Source organism: Pontixanthobacter aquaemixtae, from assembly GCF_009827395.1.
GTDB classification, from domain to species: domain Bacteria; phylum Pseudomonadota; class Alphaproteobacteria; order Sphingomonadales; family Sphingomonadaceae; genus Pontixanthobacter; species Pontixanthobacter aquaemixtae.
Map to the genome: position 1 here is coordinate 997,722 of NZ_WTYX01000001.1, position 20,428 is coordinate 1,018,149.

Below are 20,428 nucleotides of genomic sequence, written 5' to 3' on the forward strand. Positions count from 1 at the left end.
TGGTGACCCCTACGGGAATCGAACCCGTGTTTCAGCCGTGAAAGGGCCGCGTCCTAACCGCTAGACGAAGGGGCCATAGTGATGGCGTGGCGGCGCAGATAGGGGCGGGAAGGGGCCGCGTCAAGCCTCGCGAGAAGATCGAAGCGGCTTTATGGAATTTAACGGGTGCCCGAAAGGATCAATCTGCCCATGCCGCATCCTCCAAATGGAGTTCGGCAGCGGGCCGGCTGCCCCAATCATCAATTTTCGCACGGCCGGCGAGCCACATTTTGCGTCCCTTTGCACCATGGAGAATTGCCTGCCCCATTTCGCTTTCAGCAGCCCTGAACGCGATGGCTTTTATAGACCCGCCATCTTCACCGCCCACAATCAGGCGGAGGTGGTCAGTGCCGACAATATCGGCTTTGATCAAATGGACCGGACCGACTGCGACCTTCGGACCTGGCCAGCCAATCCCATAGGGGCCCGCTTCGTCCAGCTTCTCGACCAATGAAGGCGCCAATCCACGGGGCGACACGGCCAGATCCAGTTTCAGTATCTGTGATGCCTGCGCTTGCGATACAGAGGCTGCGAGCTTCGCATCGAGCCAGTTGGCCAACGCGTCAAGCTGGTCCGCCTCCACGGTTAATCCGGCCGCCATGGCATGTCCGCCGCCCGCGACGAGCAAGCCTTCCTCGCGGGCGGCGATAATAGCGGCGCCCAGATCGACCCCGGCAATAGACCGTCCGGAACCTTTGCCTTGGCCTGTTTCACCGTCCACTGCGATAACGATAGAAGGCTTGCCGGTCTTTTCCTTGATCCGCCCAGCGACAATTCCGATCACGCCAGGGTGCCAGCCTCTGCCGGATAAAACGACAACGCTGCGATTATGCTGCGCAGCAATCTGCTCCTCGGCGGCGGCTTGCACTTCGGCCTCGATCGCGCGGCGTTCTTCATTTAGCGCCGATAGCTGCGCGGCAATGGAGGCTGCTTCCTCGGCATCTTCGGTGGTCAGCAGCCTGACGCCCAGAGTGGACTCGCCCACTCTGCCGCCGGCATTGATTCGTGGACCGAGCGCAAAGCCCAGATCGCTGCATACTGGCGCGCGCTTCAGCCGGCTTGCATCGATCAATGCCGCCATGCCGATATTCTCGCGCTTGGCCATCACTTTCAATCCTTGCGCAACAAACGCACGGTTGAGGCCGTGGAGCGCGGCGACATCTGCGACGGTGCCCAGCGCAACCAGATCGAGCAAAGAGAACAGGTCGGGTTCAGCGCGGTTCTCAAAATAGCCTTGCGACCGCAACGTTCTGACCACCGCAATCGCTAGCAGAAATGCCACACCAACAGCCGCCAAATGTCCGTGGGCGGCGGCTTCATCATTCTCGTCAAGGCGATTGGGATTGACCAGGGCAGCCGCCTTGGGAAGCTCATGCGCGCATTTGTGGTGATCGACGACGATCACATCCACGCCCGCGTCGCGGGCCATTTCCAGCGCTTCGAAAGCCATGGCGCCGCAGTCAACCGTTACGATCAGGCTGGAACCAGCTTCTGCCAGTTCAACCAAGGCTTTCCCGCTGGGGCCGTATCCCTCGAGCAGCCGGTCGGGGATATAGTATCCCGCTTCGCAGCCAAGCATCCGCAGAAGACGGATCATCACTGCAGAACTGGTCGCGCCGTCAACGTCGTAGTCGCCATAGATGGTGATCGTTTCTTCAGCCAGGATCGCCTGAACTATCCGTTCTGCCGCATTGTCCATGTCCTGAAACAGCGATGGGTCGGGTAGAAATCCGCGCAGCGTTGGCGTGCGATGCCGTTCCAGATCATCGGGAGCAACGCCTCTCGCCAACAGCAACTGGGTGACGATATCGTTCTCCAAGCTGTCGGTTGCAGCACCGAGTTCCATATTGCCGCCACGCCAATGCCACGCTTTGCCCGAAAGGGAATTGGTGACGCCATGAACAGGAGAGAGTGTGCGCGAAGCCATTCCACGATCTTACCCCATCGGCGGAGCGTCGGCAAAGGTCCGCGATTGACAATCGACAGCTAACAGCGAAGGTCAGAACGATGACCGTGGCGAACCAGAACCTGCTTGTCATTTGGCACAGCCGCACCGGTGCGAGTGAAGCAATGGCGAAGGCGGCATTTACAGGGGCTGGAGCGCGCGCACATTTGCTGAGGGCCGATGTCGTAACTGCAGAGCATTTGCTTGATGCTGGCGGGTATCTTTTCGTCTGCCCGGAAAATCTGGCGAGTATGTCGGGTCTGATGAAAGAGATGTTTGATCGCAATTATTATCCGGTGTTGGGCAAGATCGAAGGGCGCGCTTTCGGGACCATCATCGCTGCGGGATCGGATGGCGAGGGCGCACAAAGGCAGATCGACCGGATTGCCAAGGGTTGGCGATTGAAGCGTGTGGTTGAACCAATGATTGTGAACTTCGATGCGCAAGCACCCGAAGCGATCCTCGCGGCCAAGACTCCGTCGGAGGAATGTCTGAAACAATGCCGCGAGATGGGTGAAGCACTGTCAGAGGGGATGTCGCTCGGTGTGTTCTGAACAGTCCCATCCGAAGCGGAGCAAATCGTGCGGCCAAGACTCGACGCCGGGTCCATTCGGGGTCAAAGTCGCTGGATCGCAACAGGGAGCGCGACAAGATCATTTCTAGCGATGCGAATAAGATTGGCCCGGCAGATGGCACAGGTTTGCTGCTGCTTTTCCAAAGAGGCGCGCGCCCTGATACGGCGGCGATCAGCGGTGCCGTTTCGGCTATCGAAGCTGCCAGCATCAGCCACATGCCGGGAACTTCAGACAGCACTGAGCAAGGCTGGCTCGAAGTGGTGATCGATGGTTTGACCTTCGACATCGCTGATCTGGCTCCCGGCCCTTCTGCAAAGATGCCGGAATTCAAACATCGATCCGATGTCACCGATCAGATTGCCGCGCCTGATCTGGAAGCGATCAGGATCGTTCCAGGGCCGCATCTCAATGGCGGTACATACCTCCTTCCCATTCTGCGCGGTCTTTTATCGCTCGGTTGCCTAATCGGACAGCGCCTGCCCGGGCTTGTGGCGTATTCGTGGCCACCCGCGCTGGCCCTGACAAGTCCGGAGTTCTTCCGCGCGCATGCTGGGGCATGGGCGAAAGGCGGGCCGTTTCCATCGCTGGTGCTGGCGTCATTCAGCGAAGCTTCTGATCAGGGACTGCAAAGCAGCGGTCTGTCAGTTTTTACTGGCCAAGAACTTCGGTTGGAGCCGGAACTGACCGCTGACCCAAATGAGGCAAAGCTATTGGGCGGAAGATTAATCGCCCATCTGGTTATGCATGGCCGCGTTGATGAAGCAGAACAATTTACCGGGCCGGACGGGCATCCTTTGCAGCTTGAGCCATCCAAGAACGGCAAATTCGTTCGCGCTTGGCGCGGCTAGGCCTCGTCAGATCTTGGCGGCAAGATCATCCTTGGCTGCCAGATATTCGCGTTCAAGCCGGTCAACGCGGTCGGCAACGCTTTCTACTGCGTCGACCATGCCGACCCCTTGGCCGGAACCCCAGATGTCTTTCCACGCCTTGGCCTTGCTGTTGCCGCCAGAGCCGAAATTCATCTTGCTTGGATCGCTTTCGGGCAGATTTTCGGGATCAAGCCCGGCTTTCTCGATCGACCCGCGCAGATAGTTTCCATGAACCCCGGTAAACAGGTTGGTGTAAACGATATCGGCGGCTTTGCTGTCGACGATTTCCTGCTTGTACGCGGCATCGGCATTGGCTTCCTTGGTCGCGATCCAAGGGGATCCGATATAAGCGAAATCTGCGCCCATTGCCTGCGCACCCAGTATTGATCGGCCATGCGCGATCGTGCCCGACAGCGCGACGAGTCCGTCAAACCAGCTGCGGATTTCTTGCATCAAGGCGAAAGGCGATTGGGTGCCGGCATGGCCACCTGCGCCCGCGGCAACGGGGATCAAGCCGGTTGCGCCTTTTTCTATCGCCTTGCGGGCGAAGCGGTCATTAATGATGTCATGCATCGAAATGCCGCCCCATGCTTTGACAGCAGAAAACACCTCTTCGCGCGCGCCGAGCGATGTGATCACCATCGGCACCTGCCATTTGGCGCAAACTTCCATATCTTCCTCGAGCCGGTCATTGCTGCGGTGGACGATCTGGTTGACGGCATAGGGCGCCGCCGGGCGATCGGGATTGTCGCGATTGTGCTGCGCCAATTCTTCGGTGATCTGGTGAAGCCACTCGTCGAGCACTCCAGAAGGACGCGCATTGAGCGCCGGAAAAGACCCGATGATCCCCGCTTTGCACTGCGCGATCACCAATTCGGGGCCGGACACGATGAATAGCGGAGAACCGATTACCGGCAGGCGTAGGCGATCAAAAGGGGCGGGGAGGGCAGCCATGAAATGCTCCGTTGCTTTGTGAAACCGATATCGGGTCTATGGCGCGCTTGCCGCTGTGTCGAGGGTGACGTTACGGAAGGTCTGAGGCGGGGCCAACCTACCCCAGAAGATGTTCAACCTTGTAGAAGCGCGCGGCATTGCCAGCATAGAGCGCCGCCTTTTCGCTGTCCGAATAGTCCGCCGTGATCCGTTTAAAGGCGTTCCACAACACAGGATAGGTCGCGCCCCAGCGGTCCACCGGATAATTGCTTTCAAACATGGCGCGATCCGATCCGAAGGCCTCGATGCATGTCTCGATATAAGGCCGCCACATTGCTGCCAATTCCTCTGAGCCATAGCCTTTGGCGGGGCCTTCCTCTGGCATCCCGCAATTGACCATCGCCAGCCCGCCCAGCTTGACCATCACATTGTCGCATTGGGCGAGCTCGCGGATCGAGCTCGCCCAGCGATCGAAGTTTTCTTCCAACTTGCCTTTGTAGGAAGCGATATTGAGCGGCGTTCCGCAATGGTCGAGGCAGATCGGCATTTCCGGAAACGCCTTTGCCAGATCCACCACATCGCGAAGCTGCGGCTCGAGAACCCAGGCGTCAAAACTCAGGCCCATCCCGTGCAACTGGGCTACGCCCTTGCGGAAAGTGTCGTCGCGCAGCAGTCCTTCGGGCGCATGGAATGGCGGGCCCAGCACATCGGGATCGGCATCCCACGCGCCTTGATGGCGGATACCGCGAAACCTTCCATTCCCAGCGGCAACCAGCGCTTCAAGCACCTCGCGCGCGCCGTCACCCAGCATCATATCGGCATGCCCGATAATCCCCGCGCAAGGGCGGTATTCGCCATACAGGCCGCTCGCCCCTTGCGCCGCCACGCCGTTCACATATTCGACTTCGCCAACCGGCTTCATCGCATCATCACGCGCCGCATCGTAAAACGCGCCGCACTCCATAAAGACGGTGCCGATCACGTTGTGCCCGCTCTGCGTATCGGCGAGCAATTCGTTGAAAGTGTAATAGGGCGCGCCCGCAATACTCTCCAGAAACGGATGGCGGGGAGCAGGGAAAGATGGGAGCAGCGGACGCAAATCCCACAAATGGTGATGCGGATCTATGATCGGCAGATCCGGCTCGAAGATGGTTTCGGTCGTTGAATCGTTCACATTAAGCTCCCATCACCTGAATTTTTCTGAGACATGGACCACATGGAACAGGGTTCAAAGAGAAAAGCAAATGTGGGGACCAGAGAGCCGGAAAGGGATCACAAAATGTAGGATAAGTTTGCATTAGCTCAGGCTAGCAAAACGACGCAAAGTAGGAAAAATGATTCGTCCTATTGGCTCGGCGGCTCGTAGCCTTCTTGCCGAAGTGTGATGATGTAGGCCGCAAGGATGTCAACATCGTCCTCTGCGATTTCGAAGCTCATTTTTTCAGGGTAATTGTGAATATCGGTTAGCCAAGTTCGAAGGGTGTCTTGATCAAGGTTAGGGGTATTGGCGATCTGCATGAAAGTAGGGGACTCTGGGTTAGGTGATATCTCATCAGGGGCGATTGCATGGCATCCGGAACACAAGGCTTCGGCCATTCTGAATCCAGATTCCGCCCTATCAGTTCCCGCGCTAGAAGGCGTTGTGGTGTCCTGAAGGTACTGATATTTTGGCGCATTGCAGGATGCGACAAGAGTCAGGACGGAAAGTGGTAGGAGCATTCTCCGCACTGCAAATTTGAACGGTTGACCGAATTTTTGCGTCATCATTGAAGTTATCCTGGGCGTTGATCGCCGACTCGAATTGGAGTGATCTTGCGTTGCCAAAATGTCATCGGCGAGCGCTTGGCTAATGCGCCAGAAACACGGGAATTTGCGGATCGTCTAACATATCGCGAGTCACGCCTCCGAACACTATTTCGAGCAACCGGGAGTGACCGTAAGCGCCTAGGACGATGTAACCTGCATCTCGTTTTTCCGCCTCCTCCACTAGAATTTTTGCGGGGTGCCTTCCCGAACAGGGTAATTCTATAAGCTCGCACTCGATGCCATGCCGCGCAAGGTACGACGCACCATCGAAAGGAGGCAGTCTCGAACTCTTTCTTTCGGGCTCGCCTGTAACGGTAGCAAGCACAACACTGTCGGAGCGTTTAAGCAGCGCCAATGACGCCCGCATAGCCCGAGCCGATTCCGGTGAGCCGTTCCACGCAACCAACGCCGGCTTTGACGGATCGAAGCATTGCGATGAACTGGGCACAACCATTACTGAACTTCGACCTTCAATCGCCAATATCCCGGCCAATCGTGATCGATTGTGCTCAGTTTCGGTTTGTCCGTCAGCGCCAACAATGACGAGGTCGTTCAGCGCTGCATGGCTCAGCAGCATGCTGTCCACAAAACCAACCTCCTGAACCCAATCCCACTGAACATCTTCATCGTTTAGCCGGGCCTCCGTATCCTGCTTTAGCTTTTCTGCCTGTTCTTGGGCCATCGGCAGCAGCGGAGGGATGGCTGTTCCGGTGTAATCCATTGGAAGGACCACCGGCGGCGTGATCGTCTGCAAGAAGGTTAAATGAGCGTCGAAGAAGCGTGCAATATCGAGCGAGGTTTGCAAGCGCGCCTCGAAGTCTGGGTCGTTGCAAACGTGGACCAAAATTGACTGCATGATAACAACTCTCCTTGCTGGGAGTTCTCAAACGAACTTGCTCCCAAAACCGGAAGCTAAGCTCTTGAGATTGAGAGTCATTGATCCAGATCAATTCGGGTGAGACTGTTGTTGGCCCGATTATTTCAAAACCCGACAGTTTGATCGGTGTTTCTTCCGATCTCCAGTCAAAACGCCAGTTTTTAGCCGCGCCGGCTGAGATCAGACGCTTTCTAACCCACCGCCGTATTCGCCGCGCTGAGCACCGCCCTGACACTCGCGGTTGCGACGTCTTCGTCGATGCCGACGCCCCAGATCGTTTCGCCATTCTCGCCCTCGCATTCGAGATAGGCGGCGGCGCGGGCGTCGCGGCCGGAGCCGAGTGCGTGTTCGGTATAGTCGCGGATTTTGAGTTTGAGCCCGAAGCTGTCTTCGATGGTGCTCATGACCGAAGAGATCAGGCCGTTTCCGCGGCCGCTGACGCGCTGTTCCTCGCCCGCCACCGCAACGGTGCCGGCGAAGATCCGTGTGCCATCGCTGGCGCGGCTCTCTTCGTAATCGACCAGCTGGAAATGCTTGTTGTCGATTTGCACGTGATAGGCATTCTGGAACGCGCTCCAGATATCGCTCGCATCCAGTTCCCGCCCCAGATCGTCGGCCATGAACTGGACGTGGCGGGAAAAGTCGGACTGCATCTTCTTGGGCAGTTTCAGGCCCTGGTCCTGCTCCAGAACCCATGCAAAGCCGCCTTTGCCGCTTTGCGAGTTCACGCGGATTACCGCTTCGTAATTGCGGCCCAGATCGGCGGGGTCGATCGGCAGATAGGGCACGCGCCAGCGTTCGTCATTCTGCACCTCATGCGCGGCAAAGCCTTTCTTGATCGCATCCTGATGGCTGCCGGAGAATGCAGTGAAAACCAGCTCGCCGCCATAGGGGTGGCGCTGGTGCACGGGAATGTCGTTGCAATATTCGACTGTCTCGATCACGCGGTCGATGTCGGAGAAATCAAGCCCCGGATCGACGCCCTGCGTGTACATGTTGAGCGCAACGGTCACGAGGCAGCAATTGCCGGTCCGTTCTCCATTGCCGAATAGGCAGCCTTCGACGCGGTCCGCGCCTGCCATAATGCCCAGTTCCGCCGCCGCCACGCCGGTGCCGCGATCATTGTGCGTGTGCAGGCTGATCACCGCGCTCTCGCGGTTCGGCAGATTGCGGCAGAAATATTCGATTTGGTCGGCATAGATATTGGGCGTTGCCGCTTCCACCGTCGCGGGCAGGTTGAGGATGATCGGCTGGTCAGGGGTAGGGGCGAGCACTTCCATCACCGCTTCACAAACTTCGATGCTGAAATCCAATTCGGCGGTCGAGAATGTTTCGGGTGAATATTGGAAATGCCAATCGGTACCCGGCCGCTTTGCCGCCTCGTCGCGCATAATTTTTGCGCCTTCCACGGCGATTGCGCGCACTTCGTCCTTGCTCATGCGGAAGACAATGTCGCGCCATGCCGGGCTGACCGCATTGTAGAGATGGACAATCGCCTTTTGAGCGCCTTCAAGGCTTTCGAAGGATGTGCGGATCAGGTCCTCCCGCGATTGGGTGAGGACCTGCAGATAGACATCCTCGGGCACTTTGCCCGAACGGACCAAGCCCTGGATAAAGTCGAATTCAGTCGATCCCGCTGCGGGAAAGCCGACTTCGATTTCCTTCACACCCACTTCGAGCAGTAGATCGAAAAAGCGGTTCTTCTTCACCCCGTCCATCGGATCGATGATCGACTGGTTGCCATCGCGCAGATCGGTGCTGAGCCAGCGCGGTGGTGAAGTAATCGTTTGGCTTGGCCATTGGCGGTCAGGCAGATTGACCTGCGCGAATGGCTGATACTTTTTGGACGGTTGCGAAAGCATGTTCTTTGGCATGGGGTGACAGTCTCGAATTCGGTTGATTGGCTGGCTCTGTTCCCTTGGGCGCGTTGGCGCGCCTGATCAGGCCACGCCGGGTGTCACGCCCAAGGGCGCGTAAGTCGTAGTAGAATTCCAAGATGTGTTGTCATGCGCTTCGTATGCGGTCCGCAAGCGCCCTTGTAAAGAGCCAGTTTGGCGGGCATCGCGCGCAGCGACATAAATGACAGGCAAGGTTGGCAAATGGCAGGGAAGAACGAAGATCTCAATCCGCTCTACAAGACGATGGGGCTGGTCCGCATTGTGGAAATGGACAAGGCCGGCCGCGCGCGGCTCGAATATAATGCGCGCAAGGATATGTGCCATTCGGGCGGCGTGGTGCAGGGCGGTTTCGTGTCTGGTTGGATCGATGCGGCGATGGCGCATGCGGCGATTGCGCTGAACGGACCGGACGTGGTGCCGATGTCGCTGGAGCTGAAAGTCAGCTTCTTCGCCCCGACGCGGCCCGGACTGGTAATTGCCGAAGGCTGGGTCGAAAAAGGCGGGCGCCGGACCGGATTCTATGAAGGCTGCCTGAAAGATGAAAACGGCACCGTTCTGGCCAAGGGCACCAGCACGATCATGTTCGCGGACCGGGAAAAGGTCGAAAGCGCGTCCAAACGCGCGACCGCAGGGTAAGCCATGGCGGCGGGCTGCTTTCGAAGCGAAAGCGCCCGCCGGAACCGGGCTTAGTTCTTTTCTTTGTCGACCAGCTTGTTGGCGCTGATCCATGGCATCATCGCACGTAGCTGCGCACCGGTTTTCTCAATCGGATGCGCTTCTGCCGCCTTGCGGCTTGCCTTGAGTTCGGGTTGACCGGCGCGGTTGTCGAGCACGAAGTCTTTGACAAAACGGCCCGCCTGGATGTCTTCCAGCACGCGCTTCATTTCTGCCTTGGTTTCGGCGGTGATGATCCGCGGGCCGGTTTTGATGTCACCATATTCGGCCGTGTTGCTGATCGAATAGCGCATATTGGCGATGCCGCCTTCATACAGCAAATCGACGATCAGCTTGGTTTCGTGGAGGCATTCGAAATAGGCCATCTCAGGCGCGTAACCGGCCTCTACCAGAGTTTCGAATCCTGCCTGGATCAAATGCGTGATCCCGCCGCAAAGCACAGCCTGCTCGCCGAAGAGATCGGTTTCGCATTCTTCCTTGAAATTGGTCTCGATCACGCCCGAACGGCCACCGCCCATCGCGCTGGCATAAGAAAGCGCGAGCGACTTGGCATAGCCGTTTCCGCCGCTTGCGCTGCCTTCCTGATGCACTGCGATCAGGCAGGGCACGCCGCCGCCGCGCTGATATTCGCTGCGGACCGTGTGGCCGGGGCCCTTTGGCGCGATCATGATCACGTCGATATCTGCCGGCGGCTCAATCAGGCCAAAATGGATGTTGAGACCATGCGCGAAGGCAAGCGCGCTGCCGGGCTTCATGTGGCCCGCCATATCATCGGCCCAGATTGCCGCCTGATGCTCATCTGGGGCGAGAACCATCACCAGATCAGCCCATTCGGCGGCTTCGGTGTTGTTCATTACCTTGAAGCCCGCAGCTTCTGCCTTTTTGCGCGTGGACGAACCTTCGCGCAGGGCAACCGCGACTTCCTTCACGCCGCTGTCGCGCAGGTTCTGGGCATGCGCATGGCCCTGGCTGCCATAGCCAAGGATGGCGACTTTCTTGTTCTGGATCAGTTCTAGATCAGCATCGGAATCGTAATAGACTTTCATGTTTCTCACTTTCAATCGTCATCCCAGCGCAGGCTGGGATCGCTATCTGTTTGTTCCGACCAAGCGGCCAGAGATCCCAGCTTCCGCCGGGATGACGGATTTCTATGCCCCCTCAGGCCCTCGCATCATTCCCGCGACGCCTGTACGGCCAACCTCTACCAGGCCAAGCTCGCGCATCAGGCCGATGAAATTATCAATCTTGTCCGGCGAGCCGGTCAGTTCGAAAATGAAGCTCGATGTCGTCACATCGACGACCTGCGCACGGAATACCTCTGCCAGACGCAGCGCTTCGACACGGTCATCGCCTACCCCAGCGACTTTAATTAGCGCCAATTCGCGTTCGACATGCGGACCTTCTTCGGTGAGATCGACGACTTTGTGAACCGGAACCAGGCGGTCGAGCTGCGCTTCGATCTGGTCGATAACCTGCTGCGGGCCGTTGGTTACAATGGTGATGCGGCTCGTCGCGTGATCTTCTGCGATATCGGCCACGGTAAGACTGTCGATATTATAGCCACGCGCGGTGAACAGGCCCGCGATCTTGGCCAGAATGCCGGCCTCGTTATCGACCGTTATCGCCAGAACGTGGCGTTCGGATTTTGCTTCCTTGATATGCATGCCCTGCTCCTAGACCAAAGCTTTCGCTTCGTCGTCCATCGTTCCCGCGACATGATCACCATACATCAGCATTTCAGTATGCGCCGCGCCGCTCGGGATCATGGGGTAACAATTGGCTTCTTTGGAAACCTGGCAATCCACGATTACGGGGCCGTCATGCGCCAGCATCGCTTCGATCCCGGCATCAAGACCCGCTTCATCTTCAATCCGGATGCCTTTCCAGCCATAAGCCTCTGCAAGCGCGACAAAATCGGGTAGGCTGTCCGAATAGCTGTTCGAATAGCGGCTTTCATAGGTCAGTTCCTGCCATTGGCGGACCATGCCCATATATTCGTTGTTGAGGATGAAAACCTTGACCGGCAGGCGATATTGGCTCGCGGTGCCCAGTTCCTGAATGTTCATCTGGATCGACGCTTCGCCGGCAATATCGATCACCAGATCATCGGGATTGCCCAATTGCGCACCGATTGCCGCGGGCAAGCCATATCCCATTGTGCCCAAACCACCGCTGGTCAGCCATTTGTTCGGGTCGGAGAAATGGAAATATTGCGCCGCCCACATCTGGTGTTGGCCGACTTCGGTGGTGATGATCGGATTGCGCGATTTGCTCAGCGCATAGAGCCGCTCGATGGCTTTTTGCGGCATGATCGCCTGGCTTTTCTCCGGATAGGCGAGGCTTTCGCGTGCGCGCCATCCGGTGATGCGCGCCTTCCACTCGCCCAGATCTTTGGGCTTCTTGCCATCCCACGCATCGGTCAATTGCCGCAAAACGGTGGCGCAATCGCCGACGATGCCGAGATCGACAGGCACAGTCTTGTTGATCGAAGCGCGATCAATATCGATATGTATCTTCTTGGAATTGGGCGAAAATGCATCGAGGCGTCCGGTCACGCGATCATCGAAACGCGCGCCAACGCAGATCATCAGATCGCAGCGGTTCATCGCCATATTCGCTTCGTAAGTGCCGTGCATGCCCAGCATACCCAGCCAATCGGGATGATCCGCCGGAAATGCGCCGAGACCCATCAGCGTGGACGTCACGGGCGCGCCGGTCAGTTCCTGCAACTGGCGGAGCAGGGCGCTTGCCTCCGGACCGGAATTGATCACCCCGCCGCCGGTATAGAAGATGGGGCATTCTGCGGCTGCCATCATCGCGACGGCTTTCTGGATATGCGCGTCCTTGCCTTCGATCCGCGGCTGATACCGTTGCGAGGCAACAAAGCTGCCTTGCGCGTGTTGCCCGTCTGACATGGCGATCTGGACGTCTTTGGGAATGTCCACGACAACGGGGCCGGGTCGTCCGGTTGTCGCGATACGGAAAGCTTCCTCGATTGTGGCTTTCAGCTCTCCCGGATTTTTCACGAGGTAATTATGCTTGGTGCAATGCCGCGTGATACCGACCGTGTCGGCTTCCTGAAATGCGTCGGTCCCGATTAGCGGTGTTGGAACCTGACCGGTGATCACAACCATCGGGATTGAATCGAGATAGGCGTCGGCGATGCCGGTTACAGCATTTGTCGCGCCCGGGCCCGAGGTTACAAGAACAACGCCGGGCTTGCCGGTCGAGCGCGCGTAACCTTCTGCGGCGTGTGCCGCGCCGGCTTCATGTCGGACCAGGATATGGCGAATGCGCTGGTCGTCAAACAGCTCGTCATAAATGGGCAGAACTGCGCCGCCGGGATAGCCGAAAATAAACTCGACGCCCTGTTCGACCAGACCTTCAACCAGGATGGATGCGCCGCTACGCTCCTGCTTAGACACTGTTTTCTCCGCCGTTAATCAATTGCCGGGCCAAATTAATGGCCCGGTGCAGGGGTGTGCACCGAGCCAATATTGGGCTCAATAGCGCACTAAAATGTTCCGTCAACCGCTAATTATGTAATAATCGTTCAAATATCGTTTCCAAATTGGCATTTTCAGGCTGTGCGCGCGTCCACCATTCGGGAGGCTGGTTGCGGAACCATGTGTATTGACGCTTGGCATACTGCCTTGTCGACATCTGGCCAGATTGAATCATTTCATCGCGCTCAACTCTGCCTTCTAGCCATGCCGCAATTTCGCGAACCCCAATCGCCCGCATAACCGGTAATTCGGGATTGAGATTGCGTGCCAAGAGCACCTGAACCTCCTCCACCGCGCCGTAGTCGAGCATTTTCTCAAAGCGCAGATCGCAGCGCGCATAGAGCTGTTCTCTATCGGGCACGAGGATCAAGGGGCTCAGCGCAACCTCATCGCCGATTCCACCCACGGGATTGCCGTGCCAGCTGGCCATTGGTTTGCCGGTAGATCGGACCACTTCCAAGGCGCGACCGGTGCGGGTGGTGTCGGCGGGCGCCAATCGTGCGGCTGATGCAGGGTCTTCAATTTCCAACGCCGCACGTGCGTCGCTTTGCTCCATTGCCCTGATTTCAGCGCGAATATCGGGATCGATGGGCGGGATGGGTGAAATGCCATCGAGCAAAGTGCGCATATAGAGGCCGGTTCCGCCGACCAATATCGGAACCGCGCCTTTGGCATGCAGCCGGGTGATTTGCGCTTTCGCGGCGTTGGACCACTCGGCGGTCGAGCAAGCGGTTGCGCCATCCCAATCGCCAAACAAATGATGCGGCACGCCGCGCATTTCTTCTGCATCGGGCCGCGCGCTTAGCACTTGCAGGTCGCGATAAACCTGCGCGCTGTCGCAATTGATCACTGCGGCCTCTTTTCCACGGGCTTTGAGAGCGAGCGCCAGATTGACTGCCAAATCGGTCTTGCCGCTGGCGGTTGGCCCTGCAATGAGCGCGAGCGGGGGCTTTGCCCCGATATCAGGAGAAGAATGCGTGCTCATCGCCCGTTTGATAGCAGACACGGACAAACTTGAAACAAGTCTTGAAAGCGCCGCGAAAGCATTGGCGAGTGCGGGCATCGCCGAAGGCGCGCAGGCGGGCAGCCGCGAACTGTCTGGCGGCAAGAGCATCATGCAGCTTGCGGTCCCATCGGGAGAACGCGATGCGATCCGCGCGTTGGTGGAGGAGCACTTCGCCCCTGACGCAGCGCTTGTTTCCGAAGCGAAAATTCCGCCGCTCAAAATGTTCATTTCGGATATGGATTCGACCATTATCGGGCAGGAATGCATCGATGAACTTGCCGATTTTGCCGGTCTGAAGGGCAAAGTCTCCGCAATTACAGAGCGGGCGATGCAGGGCGAGCTCGATTTTGAAACAGCCTTACGCGAACGGGTGCAATTGCTCGCCGGCCTGCCGGAAAGCGCCATCAAGGAATGCCTGGAAACGCGGATAGAACCGACCCCTGGCGCGCGGACTTTGGTCCAGACGCTCAAGAAAAAAGGTTGCCTGACGGTGCTGGTCACCGGCGGCTTCCATCATTTCGCCAACCCGATCGCGCGCCAATTGGGATTTGACTGGGTCATCGGGAACCAGCTTGCTGTTGTGGATGGCAAGCTGACGGGCGAATTGGACGGCCCGATCATCGACAGCGAAGTGAAACGATCTACGCTGGAAGAAGGACGGGCCAAGTTTGAAACCGGCACCGTGCTGGCGGCGGGCGATGGTGCGAATGATATTCCGATGCTGCAAGCTGCAGATTACGGCATGGCCTATCGCGCGAAACCAAAAGCGCGCGCCGCAGCGTCAGGTTGGATAGACGAGGGCGATCTTTCGGCAATTTTGCACCTTCTCGACATTCCCGCCGATGATTGGGTGACCGACCAAGCCGGTTGATTGCAGGGCTAAAGCCAGCTGGAAATCTGCTCCAGGGGTTTTTTCTTCAGGGCGTGAGTTGGAACTGTGGCATCCTTCGCCGGTTTCCCCACCACCACGATCATCAGCGGCTTTTCCTCTGCCGGACGACCGCAAATATCGCGCAAAAATCCCATCGGGGAGGGGGTGTGCGTCAAGGTTGCAAGGCCTGCCTCGTGCAGCGTGGTGATCAGCATCCCGCAAGCAATACCAACGCTTTCGTTGACGTAGTAATTCTGCGTCTTGCCATCCTCTTCGATGCCGCCCTTGCGCTGCGCAAACACCACGATCAGCCAGGGCGCGGTTTCCAGAAAGGGTTTGTCCTCATCAGTTCCCAGCGGTGAGAGGGCATCAAGCCACTGGTCCGAAGCTTTGGCGCCTTCGCCTTTTTTGCCGTAGAATTCGCGTTCTTCCTGTTCGGCAGCTTCACGGATCGCCCTTTTCTTTTCCGGCGATGACACCACGGCAAAATGCCATGGCTGATGATTGGCGCCGTTGGGCGCGCTTCCGCCAGCGGTGATCGCTGCTTCGATCACTTCGCGCGGAACGGGATCATCGGTGAAATAGCGGCAGGTCCGGCGCCGGACTATGCGGTCGCGAAAGGACCGGGCGCGGGCAACGCTTTCCTCATTCGAAATGTCGGGCAGGCTGTAGGGAACGGAATCATGTGGTTTCATATGAGACTTTATCGGATGGATTGGACGAGTTGGAAAGGGCCCAGTTTGGGCCACTATTGACAAGAATGTAAGTAAGTTGCAGAACAAGACTGACCGCAACGAAAGAGTAAAGTCCGATGGCCCCGATCGAACGTCCATTGCAGCACCCAGATCGCAAGCATGTCGGCTTCCAACCGCTCAAGGCATGGAAACATTTTCGCAAGCTGACCGAGGACAAGGAAGACACCGAGCAGGTTTTCCATATTATCGAGGCGCTCAAGAGCAAGAAAGCCGCGAAGCAAGCAGCGGATTTTGTTCAGTCTCCCGATGGCCGCGCATTGCTGGCGGCCGACAATGATCTTGTCACCATGCTCGATGATCATTCCAACTGGGCGGAATGTGCGGAAGATAGTGTCGGGCAGAATTATATCCGCTTCATGAAGCGCGAAGGGCTGACTGCCGCCGGTCTGGCAGAGGAATCGTATCAGTGGCTTCCCAAGGAACAGCGCCACGAAGATCTCTATGAATGGTATTTCGAGCGGCTTCGCGACACGCATGATCTGTTTCATGTGCTGACCGGTTATGGCCGCGATGCTCTGGGCGAACTGGCTTTGCTGGGCTTCAGCTATGCACAAAATCACAATCCGGGGGTGATCTTCATCGCCTATGCCGGCGCGCGCCAGATGAAAAAAGAATCGGGAAGCAAAGCGCCAATCTTTGCAGCGGTTCGTGAAGGGCAGCGGCTCGGCAAAGCGGCGGCGAAACTCGCGCATCAAGATGTCGAAAAACTGATGCATGAACCGCTGGATGCGGCGCGCAAACGGCTCGGTATAGGAGAGCCGGTGATTTACCGCGAATGCTTGCGTATTTTCGAGGAAGAAGGGCTCTGGGTGCAGGATCCCAGCAATTCGCCAAGCCAGGATGCGGATTGCTGCGCGGCCTAAGTCATTTGCGCGCTTTGGAAGAAGCTATCACCGGCATCGACCGCCAAATGCCACAAGCAGCCTAGGCCGATTGCCCGCGTCCACCACCGCGGAACAAGCAGCATTGCGCAATAACCCGGCACCGCCCACCAGCTATGCAGCGGGTGAAATCCGATGCTGCAGCGGTTAGGGTCGAAAACTGGATCAGCAAGCAAGTGATCGATATCGATCACCATCGTTGCCGCGATCAGCAGGCCTGCTTTTACCCAATTGTTCCGCCAGAAAAGCCACGCGAACAGGAAGGGGACCAGCAAGTGCCCGCCATAGTGGAAGAAGAATTGCACGGCTGCCATTCAGCAATGCGCCGCCGGCTTAATCTTCCATCCAGTTCTTGAAGAAGCTGTCATTGGCTTCGCGCAGTTTCTCGACCGGAATATCGAACAGGATTGCATCTTCATCGTCTTTCCATGAGAATTTGTCGCCGCCGGTAAAGCCGATCCAGTCGGCGCTGACGCCTGCTTCGCTGCACTCGGCCTCAAACGCTTCCCATTCCTCGCGTTCGGTGATGGGCAGGCAGATGATGTAGCGGGCCTGATCTTCGCCAAACATATCGAGCAAGCTGTCGCCCAGCGTATGAACGCTTGCGCCAATACCGCTGGCCATGGCCATTTCGGCAAGCGCAACAGCCGCGCCGCCGTCGGAAATGTCGTGCACCGTGTTGCAGCGATAGCTTTCGATCAAATCGCGGACAAACTCGCCCACGCGGCGTTCCATCTCCAGATCGACCGGAGGCGGCGCACCGTCTTCCTTTCCGCGAATTTCGCGCAGCCATGTTGACTGGCCCAAATGCGATCCAATCGCGCCGATCGCTCCATCGGCCCGCATGGCAGCCAGATCTGCGCCGCCGCCCGACTTGGCGTTCCACAAGACATCGCCATTATCGGTAAAGCCGCCCAGCACGATTATCGCCTGACCTTCTTCCTTGAAATCAATGGTGGCCATCACATCGTGGTCATCCATCAACCCGACGCCGCCGATCGCAGGCGTGGGCAGGATGGCGCTTCCACCGCCGGTGGCCTTACTCTCGTTATAGAGCGAGACGTTTCCGCTCACGATGGGGAAGTCGAGCTGGCGGCAGGCTTCGCCCATGCCCTCGACGCAGCCCACAAATTGCGCCATGATTTCGGGCCGCTGCGGATTGCCGAAATTGAGGCAGTTGGTAACCGAAAGCGGTTTCGCGCCAACCGCGCACAAATTGCGGTATGATTCCGCGACGGCATGTTTGCCGCCTTCGAACGGATCGGCATAGCAATAGCGCGGGTTGCAATCGGTGCTGATCGCCAGCCCCTTGTCGGTGCCATGCACGCGCACGACCGAGGCATCGCCGCCCGATTTTTGCAACGTGTCCGCGCCAACCTGGCTGTCATATTGCTCCCAGATCCACCGGCGCGAGGCGAGGGCGGGGGTGCCCAGCAATTGCAGCAGCTCTGCGCCATGGTCTTCGCTCGGCTCTATCTTGTCGAGCGCGGGAATACCGGCCCATGCCTTGTATTCATCGCGCGAGATATAGGGCCGCTCATATTCTGGCGCGTCAGAGGCAAGCGGTCCCAGCGGTATATCGCATACCACTTCGCCATCGAATTCGAGCACCATATGCTGGGTATCGGTGACTTCGCCGATGACCGCGAAGTCGAGCTCCCACTTCTCGAAGATCGCCGCAGCCATTTCTTCTTTGCCGGGCTTGAGCACCATGAGCATCCGCTCCTGGCTTTCGCTCAGCATCATTTCATAAGGCGTCATCGCCTCTTCACGGCAGGGAACCTTGTTCATATCCAGCCGGATACCGGTTTTGCCATTGGTCGCCATTTCGACGCTGGAAGACGTCAGGCCAGCTGCGCCCATATCCTGAATCGCTACGATCGCGTCGGTCGCCATCAGCTCCAGACACGCTTCGATCAGCAGCTTCTCGACAAAGGGATCGCCCACCTGAACGGTTGGCCGCTTTTCTTCGATATCGTCGCCAAAATCCGCGCTGGCCATGGTGGCACCGTGAATGCCGTCGCGGCCTGTTTTGGAGCCGACATAAACGATGGGATTGCCCACGCCGGTTGCCGCGCTGTAGAAAATCTTGTCGGTATCCGCGACGCCTACGGTCATCGCATTGACGAGGATATTTCCGTCATAGGCGGGGTGGAAATTGGTTTCCCCGCCGACCGTGGGAACGCCCACGCAGTTGCCGTAACCGCCGATCCCGGCAACCACACCTTTGACGAGGTGTTTCATCTTCGGATGATCGGGCGAACCGAAGCGGAGCGCATTCATATTCGCGACCGGGCGCGCGCCCATCGTGAACACATCGCGCAAAATGCCGCCTACGCCGGTGGCCGCGCCCTGATATGGCTCGATATAGGATGGGTGGTTGTGGCTCTCCATCTTGAAGATCGCCGCCTGCCCATCACCAATATCGATGACGCCGGCGTTTTCCCCGGGGCCGCAAATGACCCAAGGCGCTTCGGTTGGAAGTTTCTTCAAATGGAAACGCGATGATTTGTAGGAGCAATGCTCCGACCACATCACCGAAAAAATGCCCAGCTCCACCATATTGGGGACGCGGCCGAGCGATTTGAGCACTTGCTCATATTCTTCGGGAGAAAAGCCGTGCTGTTCGACGACTTCAGGAGTGATCACATCGGAAGGATTCGCCATGGCGCGCGTTTAGCGCCGTGGACCGCCTCCTGCTAGTCCCCGATCATCCACATGGCGGCGAGTTGTCCCCACCCATTTTGCAATCCATGCAGCAAGGCCGAAACTGAGCAGCGCCATACCATAGAGCGGGAGGCCCGCTTCGGTGGGCTGCGGCCCGAACCAGTTGATCGCTTGAATCAGCAGCAGGAAGCCCAGCAACATCCATGGCGGCATCACCGGGCCCTTGGTCCGCGAGATGTACCACAGGAATGCAGCGAGGGTTATTCCAAGTTCCAGAGCGATGGCGGCCGCCGGATAGTTCCACAGGCCAAATCCGTAACGCGCTTCTCCGCCCGCGATGGTCAAATCGGGGCGGTGAACCAGTAGATCGGTGAGCCAGTGGGAGACGACGACTAGCGCGGCAAGGCTAGCTGTTACGAATTGCCGCCGCATCAACAGCAGCACGACCAGCATCAGCAATGCCCAGCCGAGCGTACCGACCAAACTATGCGTATATGGCATGTGATAAAGATCGAGCGGATTCATCGCGGTTATGCCCGGTTCGATCCGCATTTTTTCGACGCCAATGATGGCGAACAGGAAGAAGCCCCAATCAACCAGCTGTGCTGCGATAAAAAGCGTCCCCAGCTTTGGCGCATTCTTGCTGACCGCAGCTGCGGCGAATGCTGGCGCCCAGTGACCTATGAACATTTATACGAACGCCCCCAATCGTCTCATCCTAAGTCGTGAGGCGCAGTGTTACCCATGTTGCGACGCCGCTTGCAACAGCTGTTGCGAAAGCTCCCCAAAGAATATCGGCGATGGAGATATGCGTGGCCCAAACCTTCATCACCGCCTGACTGGTGAGGTCGTAAGTTGCATAGCATAGCCCGCCAAGAATGGCCCCGTTCACAAATGCGGTTGGCGCGCTGCCGGCTTCCAAGCCAGGCTTGATGGCAAACCACACCATTCCGAAAAGATACAGGATGTAAAAAAGCCCTGCCGCTCCCAATCGCACATTGTCCGCCATTATCTCTCCGATTACCGGACGGTACAGATTGGGTTCGGCCCATCGGAGCCAAAAAAAATCGAGCACGCCAAAGACGATGCCAGCCGCGACGAAGGCTATGATCCACTGCATTTTTT

General features: G+C 57.8%; 20 protein-coding genes and 1 tRNA gene. 5 read left to right on the forward strand and 16 right to left on the reverse strand.

What is annotated here, in order from left to right:
* Window positions 1-75: transfer RNA gene (locus tag GRI41_RS04800), tRNA-Glu, on the reverse strand.
* A 103-nt stretch (window positions 76-178) separates the two neighbouring features.
* A complete protein-coding gene (gene recJ, locus GRI41_RS04805; protein ID WP_160603611.1) occupies window positions 179-1,966 on the reverse strand; it encodes a single-stranded-DNA-specific exonuclease RecJ in 1,788 nt (595 codons plus the stop codon).
* Between the two features lie 80 nt (window positions 1,967-2,046).
* Between recJ and GRI41_RS04810 the strand changes: the two genes are divergently transcribed.
* Both GRI41_RS04810 and GRI41_RS04815 read left to right on the forward strand, forming a co-directional pair.
* Window positions 2,047-2,538, forward strand: coding sequence for a flavodoxin family protein (locus GRI41_RS04810; protein WP_202388660.1), 492 nt, complete (start codon window positions 2,047-2,049; stop codon window positions 2,536-2,538).
* Window positions 2,539-2,684: 146 nt separating this feature from the next.
* Entirely contained in the window at window positions 2,685-3,407 is a 723-nt protein-coding gene (locus tag GRI41_RS04815; protein WP_160603612.1) for a hypothetical protein, read from the forward strand.
* A 6-nt stretch (window positions 3,408-3,413) separates the two neighbouring features.
* On the opposite strand, the gene GRI41_RS04820 is transcribed toward GRI41_RS04815, so the two are convergent.
* From GRI41_RS04820 to leuA, 5 genes are all read right to left on the reverse strand, one after another.
* Window positions 3,414-4,382, reverse strand: coding sequence for an NAD(P)H-dependent flavin oxidoreductase (locus tag GRI41_RS04820; protein ID WP_160603613.1), 969 nt, complete (start codon window positions 4,380-4,382; stop codon window positions 3,414-3,416).
* A gap of 97 nt (window positions 4,383-4,479) precedes the next feature.
* A complete protein-coding gene (locus GRI41_RS04825) occupies window positions 4,480-5,535 on the reverse strand; it encodes an amidohydrolase family protein (RefSeq protein ID WP_160603614.1) in 1,056 nt (351 codons plus the stop codon).
* A 170-nt stretch (window positions 5,536-5,705) separates the two neighbouring features.
* On the reverse strand, window positions 5,706-6,128 hold the full coding sequence (locus GRI41_RS04830; RefSeq protein WP_160603615.1) for a hypothetical protein: 423 nt from the start codon (window positions 6,126-6,128) through the stop codon (window positions 5,706-5,708).
* Window positions 6,129-6,207: 79 nt separating this feature from the next.
* Window positions 6,208-7,023 carry a universal stress protein gene (locus GRI41_RS04835; protein WP_160603616.1) on the reverse strand — a complete coding sequence of 272 codons (816 nt, stop codon included), beginning with the start codon at window positions 7,021-7,023 and terminating at the stop codon, window positions 6,208-6,210.
* A 212-nt stretch (window positions 7,024-7,235) separates the two neighbouring features.
* Complete coding sequence (leuA, locus tag GRI41_RS04840) at window positions 7,236-8,906, reverse strand: 2-isopropylmalate synthase (RefSeq protein ID WP_160603617.1); 1,671 nt, start codon at window positions 8,904-8,906, stop codon at window positions 7,236-7,238.
* A gap of 237 nt (window positions 8,907-9,143) precedes the next feature.
* On the opposite strand from leuA, the gene GRI41_RS04845 reads away from it, so the two are divergent.
* Window positions 9,144-9,578 carry a PaaI family thioesterase gene (locus GRI41_RS04845; protein ID WP_160603618.1) on the forward strand — a complete coding sequence of 145 codons (435 nt, stop codon included), beginning with the start codon at window positions 9,144-9,146 and terminating at the stop codon, window positions 9,576-9,578.
* A gap of 50 nt (window positions 9,579-9,628) precedes the next feature.
* Here GRI41_RS04845 and ilvC read toward each other — a convergent pair whose 3' ends face one another.
* The 4 genes from ilvC to miaA form a co-directional block, all read right to left on the reverse strand.
* Entirely contained in the window at window positions 9,629-10,663 is a 1,035-nt protein-coding gene (ilvC, locus tag GRI41_RS04850; protein ID WP_160604637.1) for a ketol-acid reductoisomerase, read from the reverse strand.
* Window positions 10,664-10,765: 102 nt separating this feature from the next.
* The gene (ilvN, locus tag GRI41_RS04855) at window positions 10,766-11,281 is read right to left on the reverse strand and encodes an acetolactate synthase small subunit (protein WP_160603619.1); all 516 of its coding nucleotides are present in this window, start codon (window positions 11,279-11,281) and stop codon (window positions 10,766-10,768) included.
* A 9-nt stretch (window positions 11,282-11,290) separates the two neighbouring features.
* Entirely contained in the window at window positions 11,291-13,042 is a 1,752-nt protein-coding gene (gene ilvB / locus GRI41_RS04860; protein ID WP_160603620.1) for a biosynthetic-type acetolactate synthase large subunit, read from the reverse strand.
* Between the two features lie 109 nt (window positions 13,043-13,151).
* On the reverse strand, window positions 13,152-14,108 hold the full coding sequence (miaA, locus tag GRI41_RS04865; protein WP_160603621.1) for a tRNA (adenosine(37)-N6)-dimethylallyltransferase MiaA: 957 nt from the start codon (window positions 14,106-14,108) through the stop codon (window positions 13,152-13,154).
* On the opposite strand from miaA, the gene serB reads away from it, so the two are divergent.
* Complete coding sequence (gene serB / locus GRI41_RS04870) at window positions 14,101-15,000, forward strand: phosphoserine phosphatase SerB (protein WP_328600515.1); 900 nt, start codon at window positions 14,101-14,103, stop codon at window positions 14,998-15,000. The genes miaA and serB overlap by 8 nt on opposite strands.
* Before the next feature lie 8 nt (window positions 15,001-15,008).
* On the opposite strand, the gene GRI41_RS04875 is transcribed toward serB, so the two are convergent.
* A complete protein-coding gene (locus GRI41_RS04875; RefSeq protein WP_160603623.1) occupies window positions 15,009-15,695 on the reverse strand; it encodes a nitroreductase family protein in 687 nt (228 codons plus the stop codon).
* 116 nt (window positions 15,696-15,811) lie between these two features.
* Here GRI41_RS04875 and GRI41_RS04880 point away from each other — a divergent pair, with 116 nt between their 5' ends.
* Window positions 15,812-16,618, forward strand: coding sequence for a Coq4 family protein (locus GRI41_RS04880; protein ID WP_160603624.1), 807 nt, complete (start codon window positions 15,812-15,814; stop codon window positions 16,616-16,618).
* Here the strand turns inward: GRI41_RS04880 and GRI41_RS04885 are convergent.
* From GRI41_RS04885 to GRI41_RS04900, 4 genes are read right to left on the reverse strand one after another with little or no spacing between them, the layout of a single operon-like run.
* A complete protein-coding gene (locus GRI41_RS04885) occupies window positions 16,615-16,950 on the reverse strand; it encodes a DUF6122 family protein (protein WP_160603625.1) in 336 nt (111 codons plus the stop codon). The two genes, GRI41_RS04880 and GRI41_RS04885, sit on opposite strands and share 4 nt — an antisense overlap.
* A gap of 19 nt (window positions 16,951-16,969) precedes the next feature.
* Window positions 16,970-19,303 carry a phosphoribosylformylglycinamidine synthase subunit PurL gene (gene purL, locus GRI41_RS04890; protein ID WP_160603626.1) on the reverse strand — a complete coding sequence of 778 codons (2,334 nt, stop codon included), beginning with the start codon at window positions 19,301-19,303 and terminating at the stop codon, window positions 16,970-16,972.
* Window positions 19,304-19,312: 9 nt separating this feature from the next.
* A complete protein-coding gene (locus GRI41_RS04895) occupies window positions 19,313-19,993 on the reverse strand; it encodes a hypothetical protein (RefSeq protein WP_160603627.1) in 681 nt (226 codons plus the stop codon).
* A 28-nt stretch (window positions 19,994-20,021) separates the two neighbouring features.
* Window positions 20,022-20,423 (reverse strand): DUF2177 family protein, encoded by a 402-nt coding sequence (locus GRI41_RS04900; RefSeq protein WP_160603628.1) that lies wholly within the window; start codon window positions 20,421-20,423, stop codon window positions 20,022-20,024.
* Window positions 20,424-20,428: the final 5 nt, after the last annotated feature.